General features: G+C 73.6%; 14 protein-coding genes and 1 pseudogene. 5 read left to right on the top strand and 10 right to left on the bottom strand.

The features are described 5' to 3' along the window. The 4 genes and pseudogenes from IF89_RS0129200 to IF89_RS0129190 all read right to left on the bottom strand — a co-directional run. Positions 1-239: pseudogene (locus IF89_RS0129200) on the bottom strand (sulfate ABC transporter substrate-binding protein); the annotation flags it as partial. A 304-nt stretch (positions 240-543) separates the two neighbouring features. Beyond that, positions 544-645 (bottom strand): putative leader peptide, encoded by a 102-nt coding sequence (locus IF89_RS49660; protein WP_420706978.1) that lies wholly within the window; start codon positions 643-645, stop codon positions 544-546. Between the two features lie 202 nt (positions 646-847). Beyond that, entirely contained in the window at positions 848-1,306 is a 459-nt protein-coding gene (locus tag IF89_RS0129195) for an RrF2 family transcriptional regulator (RefSeq protein ID WP_030774457.1), read from the bottom strand. A 135-nt stretch (positions 1,307-1,441) separates the two neighbouring features. Further along, a complete protein-coding gene (locus IF89_RS0129190; protein WP_051807794.1) occupies positions 1,442-2,647 on the bottom strand; it encodes an acyl-CoA dehydrogenase family protein in 1,206 nt (401 codons plus the stop codon). A 523-nt stretch (positions 2,648-3,170) separates the two neighbouring features. On the opposite strand from IF89_RS0129190, the gene IF89_RS38405 reads away from it, so the two are divergent. Beyond that, on the top strand, positions 3,171-3,506 hold the full coding sequence (locus IF89_RS38405) for a hypothetical protein (RefSeq protein ID WP_051807790.1): 336 nt from the start codon (positions 3,171-3,173) through the stop codon (positions 3,504-3,506). 161 nt (positions 3,507-3,667) lie between these two features. Here IF89_RS38405 and IF89_RS0129180 read toward each other — a convergent pair whose 3' ends face one another. Together IF89_RS0129180 and IF89_RS0129175 are read right to left on the bottom strand one after the other, a co-directional pair. Then, positions 3,668-5,098: an amidohydrolase family protein gene (locus tag IF89_RS0129180; protein WP_234327906.1), complete on the bottom strand. Its 1,431-nt coding sequence runs from the start codon at positions 5,096-5,098 to the stop codon at positions 3,668-3,670. 298 nt (positions 5,099-5,396) lie between these two features. Then, on the bottom strand, positions 5,397-5,576 hold the full coding sequence (locus tag IF89_RS0129175) for a CsbD family protein (protein ID WP_030774450.1): 180 nt from the start codon (positions 5,574-5,576) through the stop codon (positions 5,397-5,399). A 257-nt stretch (positions 5,577-5,833) separates the two neighbouring features. Between IF89_RS0129175 and IF89_RS47130 the strand changes: the two genes are divergently transcribed. Then, complete coding sequence (locus IF89_RS47130) at positions 5,834-5,989, top strand: DUF6131 family protein (RefSeq protein WP_199820578.1); 156 nt, start codon at positions 5,834-5,836, stop codon at positions 5,987-5,989. A gap of 72 nt (positions 5,990-6,061) precedes the next feature. Here the strand turns inward: IF89_RS47130 and IF89_RS49115 are convergent, their stop codons facing one another. From IF89_RS49115 to IF89_RS0129155, 3 genes are all read right to left on the bottom strand, one after another. Then, on the bottom strand, positions 6,062-6,193 hold the full coding sequence (locus IF89_RS49115; protein ID WP_267882110.1) for a hypothetical protein: 132 nt from the start codon (positions 6,191-6,193) through the stop codon (positions 6,062-6,064). A 118-nt stretch (positions 6,194-6,311) separates the two neighbouring features. Continuing rightward, a complete protein-coding gene (locus IF89_RS0129160; protein ID WP_051807788.1) occupies positions 6,312-7,754 on the bottom strand; it encodes an MFS transporter in 1,443 nt (480 codons plus the stop codon). Positions 7,755-7,938: 184 nt separating this feature from the next. Next, positions 7,939-8,427, bottom strand: a complete 489-nt coding sequence (locus IF89_RS0129155) for a DUF1772 domain-containing protein (protein ID WP_030774445.1) — start codon at positions 8,425-8,427, stop codon at positions 7,939-7,941. Between the two features lie 145 nt (positions 8,428-8,572). Between IF89_RS0129155 and IF89_RS0129150 the strand changes: the two genes are divergently transcribed. Together IF89_RS0129150 and IF89_RS0129145 are read left to right on the top strand one after the other, a co-directional pair. Continuing rightward, positions 8,573-9,958: an acyl-CoA synthetase gene (locus IF89_RS0129150; RefSeq protein ID WP_030774443.1), complete on the top strand. Its 1,386-nt coding sequence runs from the start codon at positions 8,573-8,575 to the stop codon at positions 9,956-9,958. A 90-nt stretch (positions 9,959-10,048) separates the two neighbouring features. Then, positions 10,049-10,606, top strand: a complete 558-nt coding sequence (locus IF89_RS0129145; protein ID WP_030774440.1) for a pyridoxamine 5'-phosphate oxidase family protein — start codon at positions 10,049-10,051, stop codon at positions 10,604-10,606. Positions 10,607-10,663: 57 nt separating this feature from the next. On the opposite strand, the gene IF89_RS46170 is transcribed toward IF89_RS0129145, so the two are convergent. Beyond that, positions 10,664-10,891: a hypothetical protein gene (locus IF89_RS46170; protein ID WP_158717938.1), complete on the bottom strand. Its 228-nt coding sequence runs from the start codon at positions 10,889-10,891 to the stop codon at positions 10,664-10,666. 329 nt (positions 10,892-11,220) lie between these two features. Here IF89_RS46170 and IF89_RS0129135 point away from each other — a divergent pair, with 329 nt between their 5' ends. Further along, positions 11,221-13,407 (top strand): TerD family protein, encoded by a 2,187-nt coding sequence (locus IF89_RS0129135; RefSeq protein ID WP_030774435.1) that lies wholly within the window; start codon positions 11,221-11,223, stop codon positions 13,405-13,407. The last annotated feature ends 131 nt before the right edge of the window (positions 13,408-13,538 follow it).

The following is a 13,538-nucleotide window of genomic DNA, read 5'->3' as shown; positions in this document are numbered from 1 at the left end:
AGCTCCTTCTGGATCAGGCCCTCCTGCAGGCCCACCAGCGCGGTGGCGTGCGTCAGGTTCGGGAAGTACCCGATCCGGACCTCGGACGCCGACAGCTTCTTGCCTTCGGCGGCCGCGACGTTGGTCTTGTCGTCTTCCTTCTTCGCCTCGGATCCGTAGCCGCAGGCCGTCAGGAGAAGGGGGAGGGTCGCGGTGAGGGCGATGGCGCGCAGGGTGATGAGCGGTCTTGCGGCAGACACGGAGGTGTCCTTTCACGGGTGGGTGTGTTCGGGGAAGCCGAAGTCGGAGAGAGCCGGGGAGCAGGTGCCGGCGACGCGCGGCGCGGGGCCGCCGGCAAGCGCGGCACCTGCGGGCGGCGGGTGGTGGGAACACGGCGTCGACGCGGAAGCGGATCGGCATGGTGTCGCCGAGGCCAGGGGGACCGAGGCCCGGACTGCCCCTACGGCACACGCGGAGCGCGACGGCAGGGGGGGCAGGGGAGGTCGGCCCGGGATCAGCCGTCCGGCAGGAGGAGGGCGAGCGGAGCGGACTGCGGGCAGTGCGTCAGACGGGCTGACAGATGGCGCTGGACGTACGGGCCAGGTCGATGTGCCGGCGGGTGGTGAGACGGGGCAGGGGCGGACCTGCGTGATGCGGCGTGCGCATGGTCGGTCACCTCACCCCTGTCATTCCTACTTTTCCTACCCGGCTGGTAGGCATAGTGGCAGACGACGGCATCCGCCCCAAGAGGTTGACCGCATTCTGGACACAGCTGTCTTACGGCGTGAGAAAGCGCAGATGAGGGGCTCCCCCGGGAAAGAGGCCTCGGCCGGGTCGTGCGGCTCGCGGTGCCCGGGGCCCGTACGCGTCAGGGATTGGTCCAGGCGTCCGGAACGCGGGTCAACGCCGACACCTCGGCCGGGAGCGCAGAGGCCGCGACGTCGGCCAGCGTCACTCCTTCGAGGATCTCGCGCACGTTGGACCGCAGGGCGATCCACAGGGGGAGCAGCGACTCGGCGGGCCCGGTGTACGACAGGTCCGGCGGACGGACGCCCCGCACCGAGACCAGGGGCCCGTCGACGACGCGGATGACGTCCGCGATGCTGATGGAGTCGGCGGGCTTGGCCAACCGGTAACCGCCGTTGCCGCCCCGCTGGCTGAGGACGAGGCCGCCGCGGCGCATGTCGTTGAGGATGCCCTCGAGGAACTTGTGCGGGATGTCCTGCGCGTCCGCGATGGCTTCGGCCTTCACGGGCCCGTCGTCCTGGGACGCCGCGAGCTGCAGTGCGGCCCGTACCGCGTAGTCCGCCCTGGCTGAGATCCGCATGCGCACATTATCCCGTACGGCTCCGGTCCGCGTCCCGCCGGTGAGCGGCGACCACCGGGCAGGCGCACGGCCCGGCGGTACGGAGGGTCCGCCCCCGGGCGGCGGCGCGGCCGCCCCTGTCGGGCCGCATGCACGTCAGTGGAAGGCCGCCGCCACCGCCCGGTGCGAGCCGTTGAGGTAGTGCTCGCCGATGGAGCGCAGGCGGTGCGCCGCCGGGCGGTGGGCCGTCAGGACGCGCGCGTTGCGCCAGAAGCGGTCCAGGCCGGGCGCGTCGGCGAGCTCCAGCACCCGCGTGGTGATGTGCAGGGCCACCCGGGACGTCACGGTCTCCGCCGTGGCCGCGAGGGCCGCGACCCGCGCGGGCTCCTCGGTGTCGAGGTGGGCCCCCGCCTCGAGAGCGCGCGCCAGCGCCTCGGTCGCCCGGTCGACCACGGCGATGGCCGTATGGGCGGCGGAGGCCAGTTCGCCGTAGGTGAGCAGGAGGTCCGGGTCCTCGCCGGGCAGCCGGTGCGCCCGCCCGCCCCTGCTGAGGTCACGTGCCTCGGTGAGTGCGCCCTCGACGATGCCGAGGGCCACGTGGCACAGGGCGAGCCGGAGCGTCGGCTCGGCCAGCGCGGTGAAGGGCGCCGTCGACTCCTCGTCGTGCGGGCGACGGCCCAGCACCTGGCCGGACGCCACGGTGACCCCGTCCAGGACGACTTCGCCCGCGCCGGCGGCGCGCTGGCCGAGGCGGTCGGGGGCTGCCTCCACGTGCACGCCCCGCGCCCGCGGAGGGATCCGGACCACCAGGACGTCGCCGGTCACGGCGCAGACGGCGTCCAGCACGATCTGGTCCGCCACGGCCACCGCGGTATCCACGGCGCGCTGCCCGTCCAGAACGTAGCCGGTGTTGCGCGGCCGCAGTGCGAGGTCCGGCTCGCGCCCGTCTTCCTCGGGCGCGGGCGGGCGTACGGCCCCGGTCCACAGCCACTGTTCGCGCACCGACGCCTCTTCGAGCACGGCGGCCTCGTGGTCACGCGCGTAGAAGCGGCCGCTCCAGGTGTGGACGTAGTGGCGCGCGAGCACGTCCCCCACGGAGCTGTCCGCGGCGGCGACCTCCCGTATGACGGCGCATCCGGTACGCCAGTCCGTGCCGCGGCCGGGCGCCGGCGGGGTGAGCGCCGCGAGCAGCCCGGCCTCGCGCAGCCGGGTCCGCTCGTCGGTGGGCGGCCGGCCTGCCTGCTCACGGGCTATGGCGTCCGCGGCGAGGTCGTCCGCCACGTCCCGGGCGGTGCGCAGGAGCGCGCGGCGCACGTCGCCCGGCCGCTGTGCCGTGCCGCCTGCGCCCGGTGGCGTCGGCACGGACGTCACCGACATGCCGGGGCGCCGGGGAGCGGTGCGGCGGTGGGGCGGACGGCGGGGCCATCGGGGACGGCGGTGGTCATCTGGGCTGCTCCGGAACGGTGTCGGGTGGCCTCGGCCGGTTGCCGGGCGCGGTTCGGTAAGCACGGTGGACCGGTCGTGAGGGGGGACGGGGTGTTCGGAGTGCGGCGGCACGGTACGGCTGCCGTTCGGCACCGGTGACGACGCACGTCAACCGGAGGGCACCCGACCCCGCTTTCCCTACTGGATTGATAGGAATGCTCGCCGAAGGTGGCCGCCTCGGCAAGGGTCCGCCCGCATCCTGGACACGTGCGTCTCGGTGGGGGAGACGTGCCCCGGCGCGGCCGTCGCGGCGTCAGGTCGGCGACTGCTCACCCGCGTTGCCGCCGCTGCCCCGGCCGCGCCCGGCCGCACCGTACGGGCGCAGATGGAACGGACCGCCGCGGGTAGGGGAAGAGGGACCAGGAGGCCGGAAGGGCCCAACACGAAAGGCGTACCGCGCATGAGCCAGGACACCGCGGCGGACGAACCGAACGCGCCGCACGAACCGACCCCTGAGGAACGCGCGGCCCGCGACCGGGTGCGCCGACGGGCGACGGGCATGACGCACCACCGCACGGCGCAGGCACTGGAGGCCGCCGAGGACGCCGCGGGCGACGTCGACGCGGCGGACCCCGGCACCCGCGCCGAGGTGGCGGAGTGGCGCCGCATCACCGATCTGCTCTTCGACCACGGCGGCCCCTACAGCCCGGACGCCGACGCCTACGTCCAGGGCCAGCTCACGGCCCGCAGGAACCACCGGGACCAGGAGCAGCGTCCTGCGTCCCGGCGGAGCTAGGGGGTGGTGCGAAGGTCCCGCACGGCGCCCACGGCGCCCGGCACGCACGCTCGCCGCACCGGCCGTAGCCCCGAGTACGCCCCGTACGAGGGCCTTCGCCCGGCACGCCGAGAGCACGCACCGGACACCGCGGGCACCGCACAGGACTTTCGCAACACCCCCTAGGAGCGGCGCAGGCGGGCGGCAGCCGCTTCCGCGTCCCGGACGACGCGGTCGGTGTCGATGCCGACCAGCCGGCCGTCGAGCTTGAGCGCACGGCCGTCGACGAACACCGCGTCGACGTTCTCGGGACGGCCGTTGAAGACGAGCTGGCCGACCCAGTCGAAGCGCGGTGCGAAGTTCAGGGCGGCCGGATCGACCACCACGACGTCGGCCCGCTTGCCGGGCGTCAGGGAGCCCACCCGGTCGGCGATGCCCAGCGCTTCCGCCCCGCCCAGCGTGGCCATCCGCAGGACGTCCGCCACTTGCGGGAAGACCCCGGCGTCCGTCGCACGGACGCGCTGCAGGCCGACCGCCGTCTTCATCAGCGCGTAGAAGTCCGAGCTGTCGTTGGTGCCGCCGTCCAGGCCGAGCCCCACCTTGACGCCGCGCCGTGCGCACTCGGACAGCCGCATGATGCCGGACGCCAGCCGCATGTTGCTCAGCGGGCAGTGGGCCGCCCTCACGTCGTGCTCGGCCAAGCGGGCGATCTCGGCGTCGGTGAGGTGCACGGCGTGGTTGATCAGCAGCCGGGGACCCAGCGCGCCGATGTCGGCGAGGACCCCGACAGGGTCGTCCGCGCGCTGTTCGGGGCGTTCCAGCACGTGGGAGTTGAGCATGACGCCCAGGTCGCGGGCGAGCTCCCAGTGGGCCCGGTTGAGGTCCTGGACGGACCGCGCCGCGTGCGTGGCCACCTGGAAGGAACCGAGGGGCACCGGGTCGACGAGTTCCTTCTTCACCTTCGCGACCAGCACCCCGTCGGGCCGTGGCGGGTACATGGCGTAGGTGAAGCGCACCCCGGTACCGGCCAGGGCCCGCAGGTAGCTTTCGACGAGGTCGAACGCGAAGATGTCCACCCAGTCGACCAGCGTGGTGACGCCGGACTGGACGGCGTCGAGTGCGGCGAGCCGTACGAGGCTGTGCACGGCCTCGGGCGTCAGCCGTCCGCGTTGGGGGTGGGTACACCCGGCGAACCAGCCGAACAGGTCGCGGTCCGTACAGCCGCCCCGGATCGCCGCCTGCCAGAGGTGGGTGTGGGTGTCCACGAAGCCCGGCATCACCACTTTGCCCGCGGCCTCCACCACCCGGGTGCCGGGCGGCCGCGGGAGGGACGGCCCGACGGCCGCGACGGCGCCGCTGCGCATCAGGACGTCGGCGTTCTCCAGCGCTCCGAGGGGGCCGCCGCTGCCGGCGGCCCGGTCCATGGTGAGGACGAGGGACGCCCCGCGGAGCAGGACCGCCCCGCCGTTCGGCGCGGGTCGGCCGGACGGGTCCTGCGGGGACGCGGAGCGGGCCGTGCTGCCGAGCAGGAGGGGTGCGGCGGCGGCCAGACCGAGACCGGCGAGGAGGTCGCGTCGACCGGGGGCCGCGGAGGGGGTGGAGGTGGACTGCATGGCGTGGTACCTCCCGAGAGCGCGAAACGGAAGGCCCGCCCGGGCGGCGCCGTGACGGGGCGTCGGCCGGGAGCGGGGGATCACACGCAGCATTCCCGGCGAACGGCTCCGCGATGGGCGGCAGCGGAAAACATTTTCCGTTGCGGACGGGCGCCAGACATGTACCGGCCATGTTGCAGTCCGCGCGACCGGGGCACCGGGTTGCGCCGTCGGGGTGTCGCAGGAGCGGAGGAGGGGCCGGACCCGTCATGCCGACGGGTCCGGCCCCTCCTCGGTCTGCCGCGGTTAGGCACGCAGGTCAGGACCTGCGCATGCCCTTCTTCGCCCGGTCGGCGGTCTCCGAGGCCGTCTGATCGGCCTTGCCGGCCATCTGTTCGGCGGTGCCCTCCGCCTGCATGCGCTTGTCGTCCATCGCGTTGCCCGCGGTCTCCTTGAGCTTGCCCTTGACCTGCTTGGCCTTGCCCTTTGCCTTGCTCATGACGAGGTACTCCTTGAGTGACTCGAGTCTCGGGTGAGGGGAATGCACTGCCCACCATGCGTCGGCCAGGAGTGCTCCGCAACGCGCGGTGGACCGTCCGGCGGGCCCTGCGCCTGTGCCCGGCAGGACGGCTTCCAATCCATTGCGGCGGATCGCGTACCGGCACAGATAAAGACGGCGTGAGGGGGCACACGGCCTGTGAAGCGCCACGGCGGACCCAACCGGTCCGCCGATACTCCAACGAGAACGAGGTAGTCATGATTGCCGTCGGTTTGATCCTCCTGCTCATCGGTCTGCTGACCGGGGTGTCCATCCTGTGGACCCTCGGGGTCATCCTGCTCGTGGTGGGTGCGGCGCTGTGGATCATGGGAACGGCCGGGCACGCGGTCGGTGGCCGCCGCCACTACTGGTAAACCCGGAAGTGTCCGAATCAGGCCTGTCCGGTCATCCGACCGGACAGGCCTCGCCACGTCCCCCGCTGTGGCTCAACGGCCCTGCCTGACCAGGTTGTAGAACAGGATCAGGATCGCGGCCGCCATGACGGCCAGGTGGACCCAGACGGGGGCGTCCACGACGCTGGCACTGGCATGGGCACTGGCACCGGTACTCGCGATCATCGCGGTAGCCTCCGTTCCCCGAACGCGTCGATCCGCTGTCGGCGTGTCTGCTTGCGTTGTGTCGTCATGTAGCGCGCCTGCCCGCCCTGTGCCCGACAACGCCCTGCGGAACCCGAATTCACGTCCGCCGCCCGCCCTTTGGGCCGCCCACCGCCCCCTCGGCCGCCCGCATCGACAGCGGCGGGACCCGGCCCAGCGTCACCAGCCGGTGCCGCACGGCCATGACGGCCACCGCCGCCGCGGCGATGACCGCCCCGCCGAGGCGCAGGACCACGTCGTAGGCCTCCTCGGGCGGTCGCTGCGGGGTCATCGCCGAGATCGCCGCCGCCGTCCCCGCCAGGGCGATCGCGCCCAGCGTGACCAGGAACGTCAGCAGCACGCCCGACGCCTCGCCGGCCCTCGACGGCGCGACGACCTGCTGCGTCGCCACGCTGGAGAAGGTCCAACCCAGCCCCAGGCCAAGGCCGCACCACGCGAACACCGGCACGTACAGCCACCAGGAGTCGACCCCGCCCAGCGCGTACATCCCCGTCCCCGCGACCGCCCCGGCCAGCGCCATCACCGCCGTCGCCTGCATGTGCCGCGCCAGCCGTGCGCCCAGGGGCCCGCTCAGCGCCACCAGCAGGGCGGGCGCGAGGAACACCGTGCCCGCCACGAGCGGCGAGAGCCCCCGTACGTCCTGGAGGTAGAGCGTGGCGAGGAAGACGGTGACGCCGTAGCCCATGTTCGTGAGCGAGCCCATGCCGGTGACCAGGACGTACGGGACGTTGCGGAACAGCCGCAAATCGACCAGCGGGTGCCGGGCGTACCGCTCCCGTACGAGGAACAGCGCGCCGGCCGCCACGGCCCCGGCGAAGCAGCCGAGCGTACGGGCGCTCTCCCAGCCCCAGGCGTCCCCGCGCTCCACGGCCAGTGTCAGGGCCGCCAGCGAGCACACGATCAGGGCGCATCCGAGCAGGTCGAGCTGCCGCGGCGCCGACGCGTCGCGCGAGTCCGGTACGTACACGAGGGCGATCAGCAGGGAGAGGAGGCTCAGCGGCGCCATCATCCAGAAGATCCACCGCCAACCGGGACCCTCGGTGAACCCCCCGCCCACGAAGGGCCCGAGAGCCGTCCCGATGTTGGCGACGCCGAACACCGCGCCCAGCGCCCCGGCGCGGGTCCGCTCGGGAAAGGTGTTGGTGATCACGGACACGGACACCGGGAAGACGAAGGCCGCGCCCACCCCCTGCGCGACCCGGCCCGCCACCAGCGGGCCGAGGCCGGGAGCCAGCGCGCAGGCCGCGGAGCCGGCCGCGAACAGGGCCGTTCCCGCGAGCAGCGTGCCCCGACGGCCGAATACGTCGCCGACCCGGCCGCCGACGATGAAGAAGCACCCGATGGCCAGCATGTACGCGGAGAGGGTCCACTGGGCGGCCGACACCGTGACGCCCAGCTCCGCGCAGATGCCGGGGACGGCGAGGTTGAGCGCGAAGAAGTCGAGCTGGATGCAGAACAGCGCCAGTGCGACCGCGACGAAGGCCCCTTTCCGGCGCGCGGCCGGCGAAGACTCAGCGCGCATGGGGGCGTTCCTCTCGCCGACGGAGCCCGACACGGCCGCGCGACCCCTACGGGGCGGCCGACCGCCGACCGGTACGCATCTCCTGCCCCCATTGTGGAACGGCCCCCGCCGCCGCGCAGTCCGGACCGGCGGCACCCGGGGTCGGTCCCGGCAGTTGCCGCCTGCCGGAGTCCGACTGCCGCCCTCAGTGCAGGACCAGGGCCCAGGCGAGGAGTCCGAGGGCGACCGTGCACAGCACGGCCCGCCACACGTTGGCGCGTACCCAGGGTGCTTCGAAGGCACGGCGCACCGCCGCCGGGTCACCGATGCGATCGACCGGGCCGGCCCGGTCCAGCGCGTTGTTCAGCGGGATGTTGATCCCGGCCGTCACGCCCATCGCCGCCAGGTACGCCACGAGCGCGCCGGCCAGCGGCCACAGCGCGTCCCGGCCGCCGCTCCCGACGGCGTGCAGGACCACGGCGGCCGCGGCGAAGACGAGGCCGCCCACGTAGCCCAGCAGGAACCAGCCGTTGAGGATGGCCGCGTTGATCCGCTGCATGGTCTCGACGGCCGTGCGGTCGGCGGCCACCCGCAGTCCGGGCATCACGGACACGGCGAAGCCGTAGAAGAGGCCGCTCATCCAGCCGATGGTGATCGTCGCGGCGATCGTCGCCGCCAACCGCGCCGTTTCCACAGGTGGTTCCCCCCGATCGACACCAGGTCGCGGACTGTCCTTCGAACGGTCCGGTCCCGGTGATCATAGGGTGCGGCGGCCCGGTCGGAGCCGCGTACGCTGGCCGCCGGACCGCACACCATCCCGCCGAACGGAGTCGCCCGCCATGCTGACCGCCCTCACCGGTGTCCACGGGGACCGCGCGGACGCCGTCACCGTCGCCGGCCGCACCGCCTCCTACGAGGAACTCCTGGGGGCCGCCCGCCACGTGGCCGCCGACCTCGCCGACTCGGGGACGCCGGCGTTCGCGGTCACCGCAACCGCCTCGCTGGAGACCGTGGCCGCCGTGGTCGGCGGGCTGCTCGCCGGCGTGCCCTGCGTCCCGCTGCCGCCGGACGCCGGTCCTGCCGAGCGCGGACACATCCTGCGCGACTCCGGCGCCCGCCTCCTCGACGTCGACTTCGCGCGCCGCTCGGACCGGACCCCCGCCACCTCCACGGCCGCCGACCACCCCGCGCTGATCCTGTACACCTCCGGTACCACCGGCGCCCCCAAGGGCGTGGTCCTCAGCGGCGCGGCGATCAGTGCCGACCTGGACGCGCTCGCCGAGGCCTGGCAGTGGAGCGCCGAGGACACGCTGGTCCACGGACTGCCGCTGTTCCACGTGCACGGACTCGTCCTCGGGGTCCTCGGGGCGCTGCGCACCGGCAGCCGCCTGGTACACACCGGCAGGCCGACGCCCGAGGCCTACGCTGCCGCGGGCGGAAGCCTGTACTTCGGCGTACCCACCGTGTGGTCGCGCATCGCCCGGGAACCGGACGCCGCGGCCGCCCTGTCGGGGGCCCGGCTCCTGGTGTCGGGCAGCGCTGCTCTGCCCGCCCCGGTCTTCCGGGACATCGAGCGGGCGAGCGGACACCGCATTGTCGAGCGGTACGGCATGACGGAGACGCTGATCACCGTGAGCGGCCGGGCCGGCGGCGACCTCCGCCCGGGTACGGTCGGCACCCCGCTGCCGGGCATCAGCACCCGTGTCGCGGCGGAGGACGGCGCCGACATCGGCGAACTGCAACTGACCGGGCCCACCCTCTTCTCCGGCTATCTGGGCCGGCCCGAGGCGACGGCCGCCGCGTATACGCAGGACGGCTGGTTCCGCACCGGCGACATCGCGGCCGTCGACGAGCAGGACGGCGTGCACCGGATCGTGGGCCGCGCCTCCACCGACATGATCAAGTCGGGCGGCTACCGGATCGGGGCGGGCGAGGTGGAGAACGCGCTGCTGGACCACCCCCGGGTCCGGGAGGCCGCCGTCGTCGGCGTCCCCGACGCCGATCTCGGCCAGCGGATCGTCGCCTTCGTCGTCGCCGAGGGAGTCGCCGGGGCCGAGCTCACCGACTTCGTGGCCGCGCACCTCTCGGTCCACAAGCGCCCCCGCGAGGTCCGCTTCGTCGAAGCGATCCCGCGCAACGCGATGGGCAAACCGCAAAAGCGCCTCCTCCTCGACGGCGCCACCCCCGAGGCGCCCCTGACACCTCCGACGCGACCGGCCGGGTGACCCCCGGCCCGCCGGCGGCCGCGTACGGGGCCTGCGGGCACGCCCGCGCGCGAGGATGCACGGGCTCGTTCCCCGCGAAGGAGGTCCACGATGCCGACCGAGGGTTCCGCGCAGCATCCCCGCACCGAACTCGACGCCCGCTACAGCTCCGCGCTCAACCCGCGCCCCGGGGCCGCCGACGTCACCGCCACCGACTGGGCACAGGCACGTCGGCAGCTGGACGCCGCCGAGATCTTCTGGCTGTCCACGGTCCGTCCCGACGGGCGCCTGCACGTCACCCCGGTGATCGCGGCCTGGCACGACGGGGTGATGTACTTCTCCACCGGCCCGGAGGAGCAGAAGGCCAGGAACCTGGCCCACGACGCCCACTGCGCCCTGACCACGGGCGGGAACTCGCTCACCGAAGGGCTCGACCTCGTGGTCGAGGGCAGGGCGCAGCAGGTCCGCGACCCGGCCGCGGTGGAGGAGGTGATCACGGCGTACGAGGCGAAGTACGGCGCCCACATCACCTCTCCGGAGGGCACCTTCCACGGCATCGGCGACGCGTTCCGGCAGGGTCACGCGGTGGTGTTCGCGGTGTCCCCGACCACGGCGTACGGCTTCGGGCGCGACGACGGTGTCTACAGCCACACGCGCTGGACCTTCTGACCGAGGAGTCCGGCGGTCCGGGGCCCTCCCGCGCCGCCCGGTGCCAGGTCACGCGGATCAGCGGGAGGGGGCACGGCAGCCGCGGACGCTGACGCGGTCCCCGGAGGCGACAGGGCGGGGCGGCTCGCCGCCGAGGGAGCGCCGGTGGCAGTCCACCACGGCGGCAACGACTCGGCCGCTGCGGAAACCGTGGCGCGGATCTGCGAAGCCGGCGGCCGGGCGTTCGCGGTGCAGGCCCGCTTCGGCGAGGGCGGCGCCCGTGGACCGGCTGTTCCAGAAGCTCATCGCCGGGCTGGCGGACGACGGCGCGGACGGCCTGGACATCCTGGTCAACAACGCGGGGATCCATTCCGTCAGTTCGATCGGACAGCTCACCGAGGACGAGTTCGAGCGGCTGCTGACGGTCGTCAACACGGGCTCCGCGGCCACCCGGATCGCGCAACCCGGGCAGATCGGTTGCACCGTCACCAAGGCAGCGCCGGCGGCTCTCGGACCGTCGCTCGCCAACCAGCCGGGCCCCCAGGGGGCGCGTACACGGGCGTCGGCGTCGGGCCGCGACCCAGGTGTTCGAAAACGCGAGTGCGGGTGCTCGGGCGGTCTGGGAGCATGCCCGGATGGCCCACCCTCTCGAATCCCTGGTGCTCCGACACACCCACCACCTCCCCGCCCCCTCCGGGCCGGCCGGGCAAGGCGGCGCCGCGGCGCGGCAGTTCGACGCAGCGCTGATGTCCGTGGGCTTCAAGCTCTCGGGGGACCTGTTGGAGCGCCTCTCGGGCCTGGCCGAGGAGACCGTCCTCGACACCGCGCAACGCACGCTCGACACCGTCCGCGCGATGGTCGGTGACCACGTCCAGCACAACGCCTACTTCGTCGACTTCCCCGCCAACGTGCCGGACACCCTCGACTTCTGGATCCAGTGCATCCGCGAGGCGCTCGACAGCGACGCCTCCCGGGCCGGCACCCTCGACCAGCTCCGGTCCGGTGTCATCGACCTGCTGACCCTCCCGACGTACGGCGACTACCAGCACACGTACGCAGAGATGCTCACCGCGCACGACGAGCTGATCGCCGCCGTCGGCGACCGCATGACGGTCCTGCACGCGGGCGGCACCCCCGAAGCCGAGGCCACCGCCCTCTACCTGGCCCTGGCAGGCAGTGCCACGCCGCTGGGCGAGGAGGACGTGCGCGACCTCGCGGTGCTCGCCGGGCACTGCGCCGACGGCCCCCAGCCCGCGCAGATCCCGGTCCGGGAGAACCGTGCCGTCGTCAACCGCGCCCGCCTCGACCGCGGCGCGGACCTCCTGCTGGACACCGTCACCGACGCCCTGCGCCTGGCCTGCGCCCTGTCCGACGGCGACGTGACCCTCGCCGAACCGACCCGCTTCCGGTCGCTGCCCCGGCCGGTCCGCCGCGCCCTCCTCGCCGGCCTCGACGCGGTCGTCGCCGCGTCCCCCGCCAAGCTCGCCGACGTCACCGCGCACCGCGAGGCGTTCAAGCGCCTCGGCGAGCGCCTCCACCCGCACGAGTACCCGCACTGGCCGCACGCCGCCGACGTCTTCGCCGTCGCCCGCGGCGATAAGGAGGCCCGGACCCTCGACAGCTGCGTCGAGGAACTGCTCGGTGCCGACGACGTCACGGGCGCGGCACTGCTGCTGGCGTCCGCCGCCCCGGGCAAGCTTCTGCGCTCCCTGGACCGGCTGCTGCGCGTCTGCCCCGGGCAGGTGGAACGGGACGCGGTCACGGCCGCCGCCGAGGCAGCGGCTCCGCAGGTCTCCGGCCGGGTCCTGCTGTCGGTACGCGAACACTTCCACAACCGCACCCGGGAGCAGGTACCGCGCCCGCGCCGCTTCTTCGTCAACCGCGGCGGCCGCGCCTGGGTCAGCGCGGACACCCGCCCGCCCGTTCCGGAGCCCGAGACCAAGCGCCTCGTCGCGGCCCTGGACGCCGAGACGCGGCGCCGGCTCCCGGAGCCGGGGCACCTGCTGGTCGACCCCGCCGTCCTGGACGTCGCACTGCCGCTCAGCGGCAAGGCGACGGCCGCCGGGTTCGGCGTACTTCCCCGCGGCTCCCTCTCCCCGGTCGACGGGGAGCTGCTGCGGTTCTTCGTCCACTGGCGGCAGACGCAGCGCAGCACCGACTTCGACCTGTCCGCGCTCCTGCTGGACGGGTCGTACGAAACGCTGACCTGGCTGTCGTACACGGCCCTGCGGGACCTCGAAGGCGAACACTCGGGCGACATCACCGACGCCCCGGCGCCCGACGGCGCCTCGGAGTTCATCAACCTGCGCCTGGACGCCGTACGCGGCGACTTCATCGTTCCGCAGGTCAACATCTTCTCCGGGGAGGGCTTCGAGGAGGTCGCCGAGTCGTTCTTCGGCTTCATGCTGCGCGACGCCGATCAGCAGGGCCGCCCCTTCGAGCCGCGGACGGTCCGCATGAAGTCGCAGATGCGGGGGACGGGCCGGGTCGCCCTGCCCCTGGTGTTCCTGCGCGGGGACGACGGCAGGTGGCGCGCCAAGTGGCTGCACCTGTACTTGAAGGGCAGCCCGAGCGCCAACCGGGTCGAGGGGAACAGGGTGTCGGTCGCCACCCTGGTGCGCGGCATCGTCGAACGCGAACAGCTGACGGTCCGGCACCTGGTCGGCCTGATGGCCGGCCGGGCCACGGCCACCACGTGGTGGGACGGTACGCAGCTCCCGAACGGGCCGGTCACGTACATCGGCCTGGAGCGCCCGGAAGGACTGCACCCGCAGTCAGTGGTGATCACCCCGGAAAACCTGCGCGCGCTGATCCCGGCCTGACTGCTACCGTTGGCCCCGGCGAGGCCATGGGCGGACTTCCTTCTCACCACTCCACTGAACTAGTCCCCCCGCTTTCCTCGCCGTCGACGGCGAAGCCGGGACGTCCTACGGGCGCCCCGGCTTCGCCGCTT

It is taken from the genome of Streptomyces sp. NRRL F-2664, assembly GCF_000719345.1.
Lineage (GTDB): Bacteria > Actinomycetota > Actinomycetes > Streptomycetales > Streptomycetaceae > Streptomyces.
The sequence above is the reverse complement of the archived record's forward strand: the minus strand, read 5'-3'. Positions and strand labels throughout refer to the sequence as shown.

Bases quoted from the DNA above. Each gene is read 5' to 3' on its own strand.
- IF89_RS47130 (WP_199820578.1), top strand. From the start codon at position 5,834: ATGATTGCCGTCGGTTTGATCCTCCTGCTCATCGGTCTGCTGACCGGG.
- IF89_RS49115 (WP_267882110.1), bottom strand. From the start codon at position 6,193: ATGATCGCGAGTACCGGTGCCAGTGCCCATGCCAGTGCCAGCGTCGTG.
- IF89_RS0129160 (WP_051807788.1), bottom strand. From the start codon at position 7,754: ATGCGCGCTGAGTCTTCGCCGGCCGCGCGCCGGAAAGGGGCCTTCGTC.
- IF89_RS0129195 (WP_030774457.1), bottom strand. From the start codon at position 1,306: ATGCGGATCTCAGCCAGGGCGGACTACGCGGTACGGGCCGCACTGCAG.
- IF89_RS0129150 (WP_030774443.1), top strand. From the start codon at position 8,573: ATGCTGACCGCCCTCACCGGTGTCCACGGGGACCGCGCGGACGCCGTC.
- IF89_RS46170 (WP_158717938.1), bottom strand. From the start codon at position 10,891: ATGAGCTTCTGGAACAGCCGGTCCACGGGCGCCGCCCTCGCCGAAGCG.
- IF89_RS0129175 (WP_030774450.1), bottom strand. From the start codon at position 5,576: ATGAGCAAGGCAAAGGGCAAGGCCAAGCAGGTCAAGGGCAAGCTCAAG.
- IF89_RS38405 (WP_051807790.1), top strand. From the start codon at position 3,171: ATGAGCCAGGACACCGCGGCGGACGAACCGAACGCGCCGCACGAACCG.
- IF89_RS0129145 (WP_030774440.1), top strand. From the start codon at position 10,049: ATGCCGACCGAGGGTTCCGCGCAGCATCCCCGCACCGAACTCGACGCC.
- IF89_RS0129180 (WP_234327906.1), bottom strand. From the start codon at position 5,098: ATGCAGTCCACCTCCACCCCCTCCGCGGCCCCCGGTCGACGCGACCTC.
- IF89_RS0129135 (WP_030774435.1), top strand. From the start codon at position 11,221: ATGGCCCACCCTCTCGAATCCCTGGTGCTCCGACACACCCACCACCTC.
- IF89_RS49660 (WP_420706978.1), bottom strand. From the start codon at position 645: ATGCGCACGCCGCATCACGCAGGTCCGCCCCTGCCCCGTCTCACCACC.